This window comes from Rouxiella chamberiensis (assembly GCF_026967475.1).
Taxonomy (GTDB): domain Bacteria; phylum Pseudomonadota; class Gammaproteobacteria; order Enterobacterales; family Enterobacteriaceae; genus Rouxiella; species Rouxiella chamberiensis.
Window position 1 is genome coordinate 1 of sequence record NZ_CP114058.1, and the last position, 15,639, is coordinate 15,639.

A 15,639-nucleotide genomic window follows, 5' to 3' on the forward strand; every position below is an offset into this window, starting at 1 on the left:
TCCCTATAATGCCGCTCCAACGACAGGGAACAACGCAGCAGCAACGCGGTGTGAACGAGTCGGGAAGAATTAAAAATGATGGTGACCGCGAAAATAAACGGTTGACATCAAATGAGGAAAGCGTAATATACGCCACCTCGAGTTAGCAAGCGAAAGCGCGTAACTCACTGCTCTTTAACAATTTATCAGACAATCTGTGTGGGCACTCACAAGGCGATATCCGCCACCTCGGTGGCAAAAAATATCAAGTCTTAGAGTGACCAAGCAGTAATTCATTATGAATGATGTGAAGTAACTTTGAGCATCGCTGAACTTGTTTCAGCAAATCGAACTTTTAATTGAAGAGTTTGATCATGGCTCAGATTGAACGCTGGCGGCAGGCCTAACACATGCAAGTCGAGCGGTAGCACGGGAGAGCTTGCTCTCTGGGTGACGAGCGGCGGACGGGTGAGTAATGTCTGGGAAACTGCCTGATGGAGGGGGATAACTACTGGAAACGGTAGCTAATACCGCATGATGTCGCAAGACCAAAGTGGGGGACCTTCGGGCCTCACGCCATCGGATGTGCCCAGATGGGATTAGCTAGTAGGTGGGGTAATGGCTCACCTAGGCGACGATCCCTAGCTGGTCTGAGAGGATGACCAGCCACACTGGAACTGAGACACGGTCCAGACTCCTACGGGAGGCAGCAGTGGGGAATATTGCACAATGGGCGCAAGCCTGATGCAGCCATGCCGCGTGTGTGAAGAAGGCCTTAGGGTTGTAAAGCACTTTCAGCGAGGAGGAAGGCGCTGTAGTTAATAGCTGCAGCGATTGACGTTACTCGCAGAAGAAGCACCGGCTAACTCCGTGCCAGCAGCCGCGGTAATACGGAGGGTGCAAGCGTTAATCGGAATTACTGGGCGTAAAGCGCACGCAGGCGGTTTGTTAAGTCAGATGTGAAATCCCCGAGCTTAACTTGGGAACTGCATTTGAAACTGGCAAGCTAGAGTCTTGTAGAGGGGGTAGAATTCCAGGTGTAGCGGTGAAATGCGTAGAGATCTGGAGGAATACCGGTGGCGAAGGCGGCCCCCTGGACAAAGACTGACGCTCAGGTGCGAAAGCGTGGGGAGCAAACAGGATTAGATACCCTGGTAGTCCACGCTGTAAACGATGTCGACTTGGAGGTTGTGCCCTTGAGGCGTGGCTTCCGGAGCTAACGCGTTAAGTCGACCGCCTGGGGAGTACGGCCGCAAGGTTAAAACTCAAATGAATTGACGGGGGCCCGCACAAGCGGTGGAGCATGTGGTTTAATTCGATGCAACGCGAAGAACCTTACCTACTCTTGACATCCAGAGAATTCGCTAGAGATAGCTTAGTGCCTTCGGGAACTCTGAGACAGGTGCTGCATGGCTGTCGTCAGCTCGTGTTGTGAAATGTTGGGTTAAGTCCCGCAACGAGCGCAACCCTTATCCTTTGTTGCCAGCGAGTAATGTCGGGAACTCAAAGGAGACTGCCGGTGATAAACCGGAGGAAGGTGGGGATGACGTCAAGTCATCATGGCCCTTACGAGTAGGGCTACACACGTGCTACAATGGCGCATACAAAGAGAAGCGAACTCGCGAGAGCAAGCGGACCTCATAAAGTGCGTCGTAGTCCGGATTGGAGTCTGCAACTCGACTCCATGAAGTCGGAATCGCTAGTAATCGTAGATCAGAATGCTACGGTGAATACGTTCTCGGGCCTTGTACACACCGCCCGTCACACCATGGGAGTGGGTTGCAAAAGAAGTAGGTAGCTTAACCTTCGGGAGGGCGCTTACCACTTTGTGATTCATGACTGGGGTGAAGTCGTAACAAGGTAACCGTAGGGGAACCTGCGGTTGGATCACCTCCTTACCTCAAGATACGCATTGTGCAGTGTCCACACAGATTGTCTGATGAAATAGTAACGAGCAGAAATACCTTTATAGGCTTGTAGCTCAGGTGGTTAGAGCGCACCCCTGATAAGGGTGAGGTCGGTGGTTCAAGTCCACTCAGGCCTACCAATTCTTTCTCATGCTGCGTTATGCACTCGGTCGTTTACCCAGGTAAACTTCCCTCGCACACGCCTTGCCTGAGTAAGAATAACTCTTTTACGAGTGGTAATCATAAAGGTATCTGTTAGTGACTGTATGGGGCTATAGCTCAGCTGGGAGAGCGCCTGCCTTGCACGCAGGAGGTCAGCGGTTCGATCCCGCTTAGCTCCACCATATCCATACGGTTCACGTAATACTTCAGAGTATACTGGCAACAGTGTGCTGCGAAGTATTTTGCTCTTTAACAATCTGGAACAAGCTGAAAAATTGAAACGATACAGCTGAACATAACTCTCCGTAGAAGTACCGAGTTATGCGCACCTGTATCAGAGTCTCTCAAATAATCACGGCTTCGAAGCGTCTGCAAAGACACCTTCGGGTTGTGAGGTTAAGCGACTAAGCGTACACGGTGGATGCCTAGGCAGTCAGAGGCGATGAAGGGCGTGCTAATCTGCGAAAAGCGTCGGTAAGGTGATATGAACCGTTATACCCGACGATACCCGAATGGGGAAACCCAGTGTGATACGTCACACTATCGCATGGTGAATACATAGCCATGCGAGGCGAACCGGGGGAACTGAAACATCTAAGTACCCCGAGGAAAAGAAATCAACCGAGATTCCCCCAGTAGCGGCGAGCGAACGGGGAACAGCCCAGAACCTGAATCAGTTTGTGCGTTAGTGGAAGCGTCTGGAAGGTCGCAGGGTACAGGGTGATACTCCCGTACACAAAAGCGCACAGATTGTGAGTTCGATGAGTAGGGCGGGACACGTGACATCCTGTCTGAATATGGGGGGACCATCCTCCAAGGCTAAATACTCCTGACTGACCGATAGTGAACCAGTACCGTGAGGGAAAGGCGAAAAGAACCCCGGCGAGGGGAGTGAAATAGAACCTGAAACCGTGTACGTACAAGCAGTGGGAGCACCTTCGTGGTGTGACTGCGTACCTTTTGTATAATGGGTCAGCGACTTATATTTTGTAGCAAGGTTAACCGTATAGGGGAGCCGTAGGGAAACCGAGTCTTAACTGGGCGTCAAGTTGCAAGGTATAGACCCGAAACCCGGTGATCTAGCCATGGGCAGGTTGAAGGTTGGGTAACACTAACTGGAGGACCGAACCGACTAATGTTGAAAAATTAGCGGATGACTTGTGGCTGGGGGTGAAAGGCCAATCAAACCGGGAGATAGCTGGTTCTCCCCGAAAGCTATTTAGGTAGCGCCTCGTGAATTCATCTTCGGGGGTAGAGCACTGTTTCGACTAGGGGGCCATCCCGGCTTACCAACTCGATGCAAACTGCGAATACCGAAGAATGTTATCACGGGAGACACACGGCGGGTGCTAACGTCCGTCGTGAAGAGGGAAACAACCCAGACCGCCAGCTAAGGTCCCAAAGTCATGGTTAAGTGGGAAACGATGTGGGAAGGCATAGACAGCCAGGATGTTGGCTTAGAAGCAGCCATCATTTAAAGAAAGCGTAATAGCTCACTGGTCGAGTCGGCCTGCGCGGAAGATGTAACGGGGCTAAACCATGCACCGAAGCTGCGGCAGCGACGCTTAGGCGTTGTTGGGTAGGGGAGCGTTCTGTAAGCCGTCGAAGGTGGACTGTGAGGTCTGCTGGAGGTATCAGAAGTGCGAATGCTGACATAAGTAACGATAATGCGGGTGAAAAACCCGCACGCCGGAAGACCAAGGGTTCCTGTCCAACGTTAATCGGGGCAGGGTGAGTCGACCCCTAAGGCGAGGCCGAAAGGCGTAGTCGATGGGAAACAGGTTAATATTCCTGTACTCGGTGTTACTGCGAAGGGGGGACGGAGAGGGCTAGGCTGGCCGGGCGACGGTTGTCCCGGTTTAAGCGTGTAGGGGGTGTTCCTGGTAAATCCGGTACACCTTAACCCCGAGGCGTGATGACGAGTCACTACGGTGATGAAGCAGTTGATGCCGCACTTCCAGGAAAAGCCTCTAAGCATCAGGTAACATTGAATCGTACCCCAAACCGACACAGGTGGTCAGGTAGAGAATACTCAGGCGCTTGAGAGAACTCGGGTGAAGGAACTAGGCAAAATGGTGCCGTAACTTCGGGAGAAGGCACGCTGTCGCTAGGTGGAGGAACTTGCTTCCCGAGCCGAAGACAGTCGAAGATACCAGCTGGCTGCAACTGTTTAATAAAAACACAGCACTGTGCAAACACGAAAGTGGACGTATACGGTGTGACGCCTGCCCGGTGCCGGAAGGTTAATTGATGGGGTTATCCGCAAGGAGAAGCTCTTGATCGAAGCCCCGGTAAACGGCGGCCGTAACTATAACGGTCCTAAGGTAGCGAAATTCCTTGTCGGGTAAGTTCCGACCTGCACGAATGGCGTAATGATGGCCAGGCTGTCTCCACCCGAGACTCAGTGAAATTGAACTCGCTGTGAAGATGCAGTGTACCCGCGGCAAGACGGAAAGACCCCGTGAACCTTTACTATAGCTTGACACTGAACATTGAGCCTTGATGTGTAGGATAGGTGGGAGGCTTTGAAGCGTGGACGCCAGTCTGCGTGGAGCCAACCTTGAAATACCACCCTTTAATGTTTGATGTTCTAACTCGGCCCCATAATCTGGGGTGAGGACAGTGTCTGGTGGGTAGTTTGACTGGGGCGGTCTCCTCCCAAAGAGTAACGGAGGAGCACGAAGGTTAGCTAATCACGGTCGGACATCGTGAGGTTAGTGCAATGGCATAAGCTAGCTTGACTGCGAGAGTGACGGCTCGAGCAGGTACGAAAGTAGGTCATAGTGATCCGGTGGTTCTGAATGGAAGGGCCATCGCTCAACGGATAAAAGGTACTCCGGGGATAACAGGCTGATACCGCCCAAGAGTTCATATCGACGGCGGTGTTTGGCACCTCGATGTCGGCTCATCACATCCTGGGGCTGAAGTAGGTCCCAAGGGTACGGCTGTTCGCCGTTTAAAGTGGTACGCGAGCTGGGTTTAGAACGTCGTGAGACAGTTCGGTCCCTATCTGCCGTGGGCGTTGGAAGATTGAGAGGGGCTGCTCCTAGTACGAGAGGACCGGAGTGGACGCATCACTGGTGTTCGGGTTGTCATGCCAATGGCATTGCCCGGTAGCTAAATGCGGAAAAGATAAGCGCTGAAAGCATCTAAGCGCGAAACTTGCCTCGAGATGAGTCTTCCCTGGGGCTATAAGCCCCCTGAAGGGACGTTTAAGACCAAGACGTTGATAGGCTGGGTGTGTAAGTGCAGCGATGCATTGAGCTAACCAGTACTAATGACCCGTGAGGCTTAACCTTACAACACCGAAGGTGTTTTAGAGAGACGCAGTTTTAACTATCAGCTTGTTCAAAGATTGGTTCTGATGGCTTACCCTGATTGATGGGGAAAGCGGTTGGAATAAAACAGAATTTGCCTGGCGGCAGTAGCGCGGTGGTCCCACCTGACCCCATGCCGAACTCAGAAGTGAAACGCCGTAGCGCCGATGGTAGTGTGGGGTCTCCCCATGCGAGAGTAGGGAACTGCCAGGCATCAAATTGGTTCTCCTTTCCCCTGACAAGGAAAAATAGCGAGAACAAACTGACAGCGGACCGATTGTCCGTCGTGAGTGAAAGAACCGGTGGAGCGGTAGTTCAGTTGGTTAGAATACCTGCCTGTCACGCAGGGGGTCGCGGGTTCGAGCCCCGTCCGTTCCGCCACTTATTGCATAACCCTGAATCGAAAGATTCAGGGTTTTTTGCATTTAAAATTCCCTCTCTCCTCATTTTCACATCCCTATGCACACTTCAATAGTATTTAAATTGAACGATTGTCCTTCGATTATTGCATAAATGTCCAAAGTCTTATGGCAATGTGGTTATTTTTATCCATTAAGCCGAGGTTCATACTCTCCATATCGCGCCCCTTTGAGGGCAAAATAAACATTTATTGATTCAGGAGAGTTAACGGTGAGCATACCAACTTTGGGTTTAGGGACCTTCCGTTTGAAGGATCAGGTCGTAAAAGATTCTGTTACTACCGCGCTGGAACTTGGCTACCGCGCCATTGATACCGCACAGATCTATGATAACGAAGCTGCCGTTGGAGAGGCCATTGCCGAAAGCGGCCTTGCCCGTGAAGAGCTGTTTATTACCACCAAAATCTGGGTTGAAAATCTCGCCGCGGATTCATTGATAGACAGCCTTAAAGAGAGTTTAAACAAACTCCAGACCTCTTACGTTGATCTGACCTTAATCCATTGGCCATCGCCTAATGGCGCGGTCAGCGTGGCGGAAACCTTACAGGCGCTGGTAAAGGCCAGGCAGCTCGGCCTGACCCGCGCAATCGGGGTTTCAAACTTCACTGTCGCGCTTATGCAGCAAGCGATCGATGCCGTGGGTGCAGCAGAAATTGCCACTAACCAGATTGAACTGTCGCCATTCCTGCAAAACCGCAAGGTCGTTGATTTTGCTACTAAACAGGGTATTGCCATCACGTCATATATGACGCTTGCCTATGGTGAAGCGCTAAAAGACGCCACTATCTTGCAGATTGCCGAACGTCACCACGCAACCCCGGCGCAGGTCGTGCTAGCCTGGGCATTGCAGTTAGGCTATGCGGTTATTCCTTCCTCGACTAAACGCGCAAACCTCGAAAGCAATCTTCTTGCTCGTGATCTGGTGCTGTCGGCCGAAGATATGGCGCAGATTGCCGCGCTTGAACGAAATGGTCGTCTGGTGAACCCGGAAGGTCTGGCGCCGGAATGGGATTGATCTACAACGCGTAATTCTGCCGATGCCTCATGCCCAAACCTATGTTTGGGCTTTTTTATACCTTTATTCCGATGAAGCGGGTTGCGCCATTTTTTCGCCCAGAAAATCGATAAAGCAGCGAATACGCGTACTGACCGCCTGATCGCTGTAATACACCGCATGTATCGGCATGGCAATACGCATCACCTGCGGAACGAAAAGGGGCACCAAATCTCCATTGTCGATGTCTTTCTGAATCATATAATCCGACAGGCAGGTAATGCCGTTGCCTGCGAGACAAAGCTGGCGCAGCGTTTCACCGCTTCCGGCACTGACAAATGGCGTAATGGTTAACTGCTGACCGTCGGCGCAAAGCAGCGGCCAGCGATTAAGCGCCGTTACCTCGTTGAATCCCAGGCAATGATGATTCGCCAAATCATCCACGTCTTTCGGCACGCCCCATTTTTGCAGATAGGCGGGGAGGCCAGCACACTGCGATAGCTCAGCATCAGCTTTCTGGCGCGCAGGCTCGAGTCTTCCAGTTCGCCGATACGAATAGCCACATCGACCTTCTGATCGATAAGATTGATATTGCTTTCGGAAGAGAATAGCGAAAGGGCGATATTGGGATAGCGCGCGGTAAATTCTTCAACCAGCGGCGCCAGAATGTGGAGGATGACCGGCGTGGCAGCATCGATGCGCAGTAAACCCTGCGGCACGTTACGGTTGTCGAGTAGATCGTTTTCGGCGGCGGCCATCTCCTGCAAGATCTTCTGCACTCGTCCAAAATAGCGTTCGCCCTCATGAGTCAGGCTGATTTGGCGCGTAGTGCGGTTGAGCAACTGAATGCCCAGCTTCTGCTCCAGCCGTTTAATGGTTCGGCTAACGACAGAATTGTCCTGCCCAAGCTGTTCGGCGGCGCGGCTAAAGCTGCCGCTCTCGACCACGGTCACGAATACTTCGAGTTCTTCCGAGCTTGCCTTCATTGTTGCTACCCCAGCAAAAATTATTGATAACTCTGGCTCCCTGAACATTTAAGCACAGTGAAAAGGCAGCGGCTATCAATAGCGACCGCGTGAAGCCGCGTTTTAGCGAACCGAATGGGATTAGTCGCGAAAATGGCGCTTTCAAGGTATACCCATGTAAACACATTGGGTGTTGGCTTGGGGGCGGCGTATACTGAAAAGTACCGCTGAAGGGAAAACTTCCGCACAGCAGATTCACGATGGATATCGCCAGCATCTGTCAGGTTGAATGATGCTGGATAGAATGGGTTAACAGTGTGCCGAAAAAAACGTATGCAATGAGGTATGTTGCAGGTCAACCGGTCGAGCAAATTTTTCCGGGTGTGTTAGCACATCTCGGACCCGATCTGCCGCCTGGAGCTGCACTGCCCAATTCGAATATTTTACGCGTCATGGTATGGAATATCTTCAAGCAGCAGCGTGCTGACTGGCTTTCCGTACTGCAAGGCTTTGGCAAAGACGCGCAGTTGGTCTTGCTGCAAGAAGCGCAGACTACGCCTGAACTCATCCGCTTTGCGACCTCCCATTATCTTGCCGCCGATCAGGTGCCGGCTTTTGACTTGCCACAGCACCCTTCAGGTGTGATGACACTGGCTGCCGCACATCCGGTGTATTGCTGCCCGCTGCGCGAGCGTGAGCCTTTACTCCGCCTGTCAAAATCGGCGCTGGTCACCGTCTATCCGCTGCTGGATGGCCGCCTGCTGATGGTAGTCAACATTCACGCCGTGAATTTCAGTATCGGGGTCGATGTCTACAGTAAGCAGCTTGATCCCATTGGCGAACAGATTGCCAATCATAAAGGTCCGGTCGTCATGGCAGGGGATTTCAACGCCTGGAGCCGTCAGCGAATTCTCGCGCTTTATAGTTTTGCCCGTAATGTGTCTCTCCAGGAAGTCCGCTTTCCGTCAGACCTGCGCCGCAAAGCCTTTGGTCGCCCGCTGGATTTCATTTTCTATCGCGGCCTGAATGTTACCGATGCCAGAGTACTCGAGACGCGCGCCTCCGATCACAATCCGCTGCTGGTTGAATTCCTTGCGCATAACCCGCCGGAAGGTATCGACCTTTAATTGACGCGCCCATAAAAAATGCCCCGGCAAGCCTGGCTTGTTCGGGGCTGATTATCGGTATGTATCCGCTTCTAAGCGTTAGGCGGGTTCATCCACCGTCTTGACGGACTTGGCATTTTTCTTCTGCGCGAGCGGATAAAAATTACCTTCTTTCAACGAAGTTTCAATCTCTTCGAGCGAACGTCCCTTGGTTTCCGGCACCATAAAGTAGATGAACAGGAAACCCACCAGGTTGAGCAGCGCGTAGAACCACATTGCACCGCCGATACCCAGATAACCGACCAGCGACAGCGCCGTGGCGGTCAGCAGCAGATTTGAACCCCAAAGCGTTGCGGCGTGCAGACTGGTGGCTTTTTCGCGGATCCCCATAGGATACACTTCCGAACCCAGCAACCAGCCAATTACCTGAATACCGCCAGAGTTGAAAATCATGAAGGCGAACAGACAGACCACAATCCACATGCCGTACTGTTCCCCCTTGCTGTCGAGCATAAACATCAGGCCCAGCAGGAACAGACTGATAACCGCACCCGGCATCATCCACAGGGTCAATGCACGGCGACCGATGTGGTCGACAACCAGCTTGCCGATAAACGTCATGACCAGATAGATAACGGCAACGCCCAACGCGGAATGCAAGGCTGCGGCGCGACTGAAACCGGCATCGGTCAGGAAGGTCGGGGTGTAGTAGATCATCATCTCGATACCCGAAAGCTGGGTAAAGGCAGCGACACCCAGACCGGCAAACAGGGCAGGGCGCAACCAGGGTTGCTTGAGATCTTTCCAGCCTTCGACCTTCTTGCGTTCGACTTTATCGTGCACTTTTTGAATATTTCGCAGTTCGTGGCGAACTTCGCGGTCCGTTTCACGCACCATGTTCAACGCGATACGCGCCTCTTTGGTTCGCTTTTGGCCGACCAGCCAGCGTGGGCTTTCCGGCATCGGCAGCATCCCGAACCAGCAGGATAATGGCCGGGATCGCCGCGACGGAGAACATCACGCGCCATGACCAGATATCTTGCATTAACGCGCCGACCAGGCCTGCGGTTAAAATGCCGATACCGATAGAAATATTGAAAAAGGTCACCAGTCGACCGCGTTTCGCAGGCGGAGCCAGCTCGGCGATATAGACGGGAACAATCTGTGAAGCGCCGCCGACGGCGAAGCCGAGAACCACACGTGCCACGCCGAGCCATACGGCTGAAGTTGACAGACCCGAACCGATAACGCCTACCGCAAAGATGCCGGCAACGGTCATGACGGTATAGCGACGGCCGATAGCACTCGAGAGTTTACCGCAGCACAATGCACCGATAACGGCACCGACCAGAATGGCGCTGGTGACTATCTCCTGTGCGTGACTCGTTAACGAAAAGTCGTGAGTGATTTGCAGCAGGGCGCCAGAAATTATCCCCGTGTCGTAGCCGTAAAGAAAGCCCGCGATGGCAGCAATGCCGGTGGCAGTAAGGAGAAACGCATCTGCGCTAAGAAAGTTATTGTTTTCACTATTTTCAATCTGATCGGGAACGCTATTTTCGCTCCCTCGCGACTCCGAGAGTGTGGCAATTTTTTCTTGATTTATCTGCGTCATAAGTACCTTGTTTTCTAGTTTTAAGTCAGTTGTTCAAATACATCCTTGCGAAAGAGTGTGAGGGGAAAAATAGGTGGCCAATCAAGGTGAAAGCCAGTGAGAAATATAGGCCGTCAATGCTGTCTATCCCCTCTCCATTAATTGTTTCTTTTGGGTGGGTCTGTTTCTCACTGTTTATTAGATATAGCAGCTTATGGTCTGCATGTCATACTTTTGTGACATGAATCACAGAAATCAGGGCGATAAAGGAGCTTGCGCCTGCAAGTTTTGCTTTTCATGAAATTATCTTCTGCCTGGTTAAGGGGCGTAATTTAAATAATTCCCGTGAATTTTTTGGATATTAAACCAAATGTCGATGAGTGATTTTTTAATTATTTAATCCGTGGGAAGCTTGGCTGAAGATGAATTTTAAGGGGCGGCGAGAGAAGAGGGTGAGTTATTTTTTTATATCAAACGGCGTCGATTGTGGAATATTATCAGTGCGCAAGGGGCAATCTTTTCATTAAAATCAGCACGAAAAAAAGGCACCCGGAGGTGCCTTTTCTCGCCAATATCGCTACATGGCGGCGAGCTATGCAATGCCTTGCAAATCGAACCTAGCTGTCAGGACTCTGCTTGCCGCTCACATAGAGCGTCAGCTTTTCGCCTGGCTGCAGGCTGTCGAGGCCGGAGTTCCAGCGCATCACATCTTTGATGTTTACGCCGTTGTTTCTGGCAATGCTCGACAACGAATCGCCCTTACGTACCTGGTACGTAATGCTGCCGTTTTTGCCACCAATTGCGCCGCTGTCTGCCACTTGCAGGGTTTGCCCAACTTTTAACACGCTCGCCGAGCGTAAATTGTTCCAACGCTGTAAATCACGCGACTTCACATTCAGTTTGGCTGCAATTCCTGTCAGGCTGTCGCCAGAGCGGACCTTGTAGGAAGCTGCACCAGACGTGCTGTTGCTGGCCAGTCGTGTTTCCTGCACCGCACTGATGTCGCCATCAGCCAGAGAGTCTTTCAACTGGTCGGCATGCGCCTTTGGTAACACAATGTAATGAGGGCCGTTAGGGGCCGTGACATTACGTTTGTAGCCGGTATTGAAGGACTTAAGCTTAGTCACTGACATGCCCGCCATCTCAGCCGCCTGAGTTAACTGCATCTGTTGACCGACTTCGACACGTGCCAGTGCACGATCTTCGTCAGGTTTCGGTAAGCTAATCCCGTATTTTTGACTATGCTTAAGAATATCGCTGAGGGCCAACATTTTCGGAACATAAATCGACGTCTCGCGAGGAAGCGCCAATGACCAGAAATCTGTCGGTCGACCTTTTGCCTTATTCTGTTTTATCGCCTGCATCACGCGACCTTCACCGCTGTTATAGGCTGCGACGGTCAGTAACCAGTCACCGCCAAACATCTTGTTCAGGCTTTGCATCATGTTCAGCGCAGCAGTCGTGGATGCCACAACATCGCGGCGACCGTCGTACCACTGATTTTGCTTCAAACCATAGTTGCGACCCGTACTTGGCACAATCTGCCATAACCCAGCGGCATTAGCTGCTGACGTTGCTTTTGGGTCAAAAGCGCTCTCCACTATGGGTAGCAGTACTAGTTCCATCGGCATATTGCGTTTCTTAATCTGCTCGGTGATCCAGTACATGTACGGCTCTGCCCGTAATGTTACATCGTGGAGATAGCTCTTCTGTTTCAAATATTTTACTTTTTGCTCACGGATCCGGGAATTATCCGGAACCTTCATCTTCAGCTCGTCGCCAATGAAGTTCCACAGATTTTTTTGCGCATTGGGGTCATTGCTGCCCAGCCATTGCGATGACGGCGCTTCGGCCATCCTCTGTGTACTCTCCTGCTTCACTTTGACTTGCCGAAGACAAACTCTGTGCATGTTGTTCTGGTACCTTGACGTCCTGCCTGGACGCCTGGCAACCCACAAGCAGCATAGAGGCGAAGATAATCGCTTTAGCCTTCATGTGTGTGTCATAGTTGCTTAAAAGACGAGCAATAGTACTTTGCCTCGTCAAAAAAGACAACTAAAAGCTTTAATAGCTATCTTTGAGTCGACGTAAATGGGCAAAAACCTGCCAGTCAGCTGTAATGGTTGTGTTAACGTTTAAATTCTTTTGTAAATCAACGTCATTGCAACGTAAGAATAGGTTGATTTTGCGTTCCAAACCGAGGGTTGTCGGCAGGGATGATTGTCCGTTTTTACGCTTATCCAGCACCGTTTGTTCATGTGCCAGAATATCGGAATCGTCCGGTAGAATCGAACGTGCAAACTTAAGATTCGAGACTGTATATTCGTGCGCGCAACAGACAAGCGTATCGTCGGGAAGTTCAGCTAACTGTTGAAACGATTGGTACATTTGCTCCGGCGTGCCTTCGAACAACCGGCCGCAACCTGCCGAAAACATCGTATCTCCGCAAAATAGGTAAGGTGCGCTATAGTATGAAATGTGACCTAACGTGTGTCCCGGCGTAGCAAATATCGTCCAGTTTGCCCCACCGATTTCGACCCTGTCGCCGCTTTTAAGAATTATCCTAGCGCCTTTGCGGGCAGTTTCTTCCGGTCCGTACACTTTTACAGCAGGAAACTGCTCGACAATTGCGCTAACTCCGTCGACGTGATCGCCATGATGATGCGTCAGCATGATGGCCGTCGGCGTTAAATGATGTTGTTTCAGCGCATCGAGCACCGGCTGGGCTTCACCCGGATCGACAATCACGCAATGTCCTTTCTGGTCATCCAGCAACCAAATGTAGTTATCCTGCAAGGCCGGAATACTGATAAGATTCATGACAAACTCCTGTGGGTCAAACACCTGAAAGTTGAAAACAAAACATGAAGTCAGCACATATTCGCAAAAAGCTGGTGGTGCCTTCATCCTGGGATGACATTCCCCGTGGTGATTACTACCGTGCCGCGCTTGAACGACAACTGCAACCCTGGTGGGGCAAGTTGTACGGTTTTCATCTGCTAAAAGTGGGCAATTTGAGCGCTGAAATCAACAGTGAAGCTTGCCCTATCTCGCACCAGGTCAACGTTGCGCCGGAAGGTCATAACCTGCAGGTGCTTGGCGACCCTTACTATCTGCCGTTTGAGCAGAAGTCGGTCGATGCCTGCCTGCTGTGTCATACCTTGAATTATGCCACCGATCCGCACCGCATTCTGCGCGAGGTTGACCGCGTATTGATAGACGACGGCTGGCTGGTTGTCGGCGGATTTACCCCGCTCAGTGTGTTGGGGCTTGGCAAATGCGTGCCGTTTTTGCGCAGGCGCCAGCCGTATGCCAGCCGCATGTTCAGCCAGACTCGACTCATTGACTGGCTCAGCCTGCTTAACTATGAAGTGATGTTCAAATCGCGGTTTCAGGTGCTGCCGTGGCACAGGCATGGCGGGCGCCTGCTGGGCGATCATCTTCCGGCGCTGGGCTGCATGACGGTGATTGTGGCGCGTAAGCGCACGCTGCCGCTGCTCCCGACCGCCAAAAGGTGCACGCCCGACGTCAGGCTCTGGCCCAACCGGTAGGCGCCAGCAAGACCTATCGCGAAGATCACGACGATCATCATTGCAAGTAACAGGCAATTGAAGAGGCATTGAGGCGCACGGCAGAAGACCGTGCGCAGAGGCGAGGCTACTTTTCGGGCTTGTAACCCACATCGTCGAGCGTTGGATTCCCGGCGGCAAGACGCGCCAGTTCGTCACAGCGTTCGTTTTCGGGATGTCCTGCGTGACCCTTGACCCACAACCAGTTCAGCGTGTGAGTCTGAATGGCGGCGTCGAGGCGCTGCCATAAATCGACGTTTTTCACCGGTTTCTTGTCGGCGGTTTTCCAGCCACGTTTTTTCCAGTTATGGATCCACATCGTGATACCCTGACGTACATACTGACTGTCTGTGCTCAGCGTCACGTCGCAGGGCGTCGTCAGGGCTTCCAGCGACACGATGGCGGCCATCAGTTCCATACGATTGTTGGTTGTCAGCCGATAACCGGCACTAAAGGGTTTTTCATGTTCTTTATAGCGCAATATTGCGCCGTAACCACCGGGACCCGGATTGCCGAGGCAGGATCCGTCGGTGAAAATTTCTACCTGTTTGCGCATCTCTGGTAGACTCTTCCATCAGAATGTAAAAGCCAAGTCTGACATAAACGAGCGCGATGAGCACTGCAATATGCTAACTACCCCAACCCGACAAATTGTTCTCGATACCGAAACCACCGGTATGAACAAGCTGGGTGTCCACTATGAAGGACACCGCATCATTGAAATCGGCGCCGTCGAGGTGATAAACCGCCGTCTGACCGGCCGCAATTTCCATATGTACCTCAAGCCCGATCGCCTGATTGATCCCGAGGCTTTTGGCGTGCACGGCATCAGCGACGAGTTTCTGGCCGACAAACCGACCTTCGCCGAAATCGCCGACGAGTTCATCGACTTTATTCGCGGCGGCGAGCTGGTTATTCATAATGCGAACTTCGACATCGGCTTTATGGATTACGAGTTCGGCATGCTCGGGCGCGATATCCCGAAAACCGAGACGTTCTGCAAGATAACCGACAGCCTGTTGATGGCGCGCAAGCTGTTCCCCGGCAAGCGCAACAACCTCGATGCCCTGAGCGATCGCTATCTGATAGACAACAGCAAGCGAACGCTGCACGGCGCGCTGCTGGACTCCGAAATTCTGGCCGAAGTCTATCTGATGATGACCGGCGGGCAGACGCTTATCAAATTCTCGCACGAAGGCGAAAGAAACACCGGGGCCGACGGTCAGGACATTCAGCGTATTTTGCGCCCGGCATCGGGCCTGAAAGTGTTGTATGCCAGCGACGAAGAGCTTACGGCGCACGAGTCGCGACTGGATCTGGTCATGAAGAAGGGCGGCAGCTGTCTGTGGCGTCCGCAAGAGGCGGCGGAAGAGTAAAGTTTCACGGCATTATGCCGTCAATTTCATCATGATGCGGAAATACTGAGCAAACAGATTTTTTTGTCGGAAAAGAGATTGACGGAACACGCGGCCGACCGTAATATTCGCCTCGTTCCACCGACATGGAACGGCAGTACAGCAGTAAAGTGGAGCGGTAGTTCAGTTGGTTAGAATACCTGCCTGTCACGCAGGGGGTCGCGGGTTCGAGCCCCGTCCGTTCCGCCACATTCAGAAGCCCTGAGTCAGCAATG

7 protein-coding genes, 4 tRNA genes, 3 rRNA genes and 3 pseudogenes are annotated in these 15,639 nt (G+C 52.1%); 11 read left to right on the plus strand and 6 right to left on the minus strand.

The window, feature by feature from the left end; genetic code table 11:
• Positions 1-335 precede the first annotated feature (335 nt).
• The 7 genes from O1V66_RS00005 (at position 336) to dkgB (ending at position 6,799) form a co-directional block, all read left to right on the plus strand.
• Positions 336-1,877, plus strand: a 16S ribosomal RNA gene (locus O1V66_RS00005).
• A 72-nt stretch (positions 1,878-1,949) separates the two neighbouring features.
• Positions 1,950-2,026: transfer RNA gene (locus O1V66_RS00010), tRNA-Ile, on the plus strand.
• Between the two features lie 128 nt (positions 2,027-2,154).
• A tRNA-Ala gene (locus tag O1V66_RS00015) sits at positions 2,155-2,230 on the plus strand.
• Between the two features lie 212 nt (positions 2,231-2,442).
• A 23S ribosomal RNA gene (locus O1V66_RS00020) occupies positions 2,443-5,347 on the plus strand.
• 115 nt (positions 5,348-5,462) lie between these two features.
• Positions 5,463-5,578: ribosomal RNA gene (gene rrf, locus O1V66_RS00025) — 5S ribosomal RNA — on the plus strand.
• The 16S, 23S and 5S rRNA genes sit together here with 3 tRNA genes alongside, the layout of an rRNA operon.
• Before the next feature lie 91 nt (positions 5,579-5,669).
• Positions 5,670-5,746: transfer RNA gene (locus O1V66_RS00030), tRNA-Asp, on the plus strand.
• Between the two features lie 249 nt (positions 5,747-5,995).
• A complete protein-coding gene (dkgB, locus tag O1V66_RS00035; RefSeq protein ID WP_045049408.1) occupies positions 5,996-6,799 on the plus strand; it encodes a 2,5-didehydrogluconate reductase DkgB in 804 nt (267 codons plus the stop codon).
• Positions 6,800-6,862: 63 nt separating this feature from the next.
• Here dkgB and yafC read toward each other — a convergent pair.
• Positions 6,863-7,764: pseudogene (gene yafC / locus O1V66_RS00040) on the minus strand (DNA-binding transcriptional regulator YafC).
• Between the two features lie 296 nt (positions 7,765-8,060).
• Here yafC and O1V66_RS00045 point away from each other — a divergent pair.
• The gene (locus tag O1V66_RS00045; RefSeq protein WP_045049406.1) at positions 8,061-8,870 is read left to right on the plus strand and encodes an endonuclease/exonuclease/phosphatase family protein; all 810 of its coding nucleotides are present in this window, start codon (positions 8,061-8,063) and stop codon (positions 8,868-8,870) included.
• Between the two features lie 78 nt (positions 8,871-8,948).
• Here the strand turns inward: O1V66_RS00045 and O1V66_RS00050 are convergent, their stop codons facing one another.
• From O1V66_RS00050 to gloB, 4 genes and pseudogenes are all read right to left on the minus strand, one after another.
• Positions 8,949-9,812, minus strand: coding sequence for an MFS transporter (locus O1V66_RS00050; protein ID WP_330873432.1), 864 nt, complete (start codon positions 9,810-9,812; stop codon positions 8,949-8,951).
• Positions 9,736-10,461, minus strand: coding sequence for an MFS transporter (locus O1V66_RS21695; RefSeq protein WP_330873434.1), 726 nt, complete (start codon positions 10,459-10,461; stop codon positions 9,736-9,738). The genes O1V66_RS00050 and O1V66_RS21695 overlap by 77 nt, the downstream gene beginning before the upstream one ends.
• A gap of 596 nt (positions 10,462-11,057) precedes the next feature.
• Positions 11,058-12,435: pseudogene (gene mltD, locus O1V66_RS00055) on the minus strand (murein transglycosylase D).
• 69 nt (positions 12,436-12,504) lie between these two features.
• Positions 12,505-13,260, minus strand: coding sequence for a hydroxyacylglutathione hydrolase (gene gloB, locus O1V66_RS00060; RefSeq protein WP_045049404.1), 756 nt, complete (start codon positions 13,258-13,260; stop codon positions 12,505-12,507).
• Positions 13,261-13,304: 44 nt separating this feature from the next.
• Between gloB and O1V66_RS00065 the strand changes: the two are divergent.
• Positions 13,305-14,041 (plus strand): annotated as a pseudogene (locus tag O1V66_RS00065) (methyltransferase domain-containing protein).
• 56 nt (positions 14,042-14,097) lie between these two features.
• Here the strand turns inward: O1V66_RS00065 and rnhA are convergent.
• Positions 14,098-14,565, minus strand: a complete 468-nt coding sequence (rnhA, locus tag O1V66_RS00070) for a ribonuclease HI (protein WP_045049402.1) — start codon at positions 14,563-14,565, stop codon at positions 14,098-14,100.
• A gap of 70 nt (positions 14,566-14,635) precedes the next feature.
• Here rnhA and dnaQ point away from each other — a divergent pair, with 70 nt between their 5' ends.
• Complete coding sequence (gene dnaQ / locus O1V66_RS00075; RefSeq protein ID WP_045049401.1) at positions 14,636-15,385, plus strand: DNA polymerase III subunit epsilon; 750 nt, start codon at positions 14,636-14,638, stop codon at positions 15,383-15,385.
• Positions 15,386-15,536: 151 nt separating this feature from the next.
• A tRNA-Asp gene (locus O1V66_RS00080) sits at positions 15,537-15,613 on the plus strand.
• Positions 15,614-15,639 lie beyond the last annotated feature (26 nt).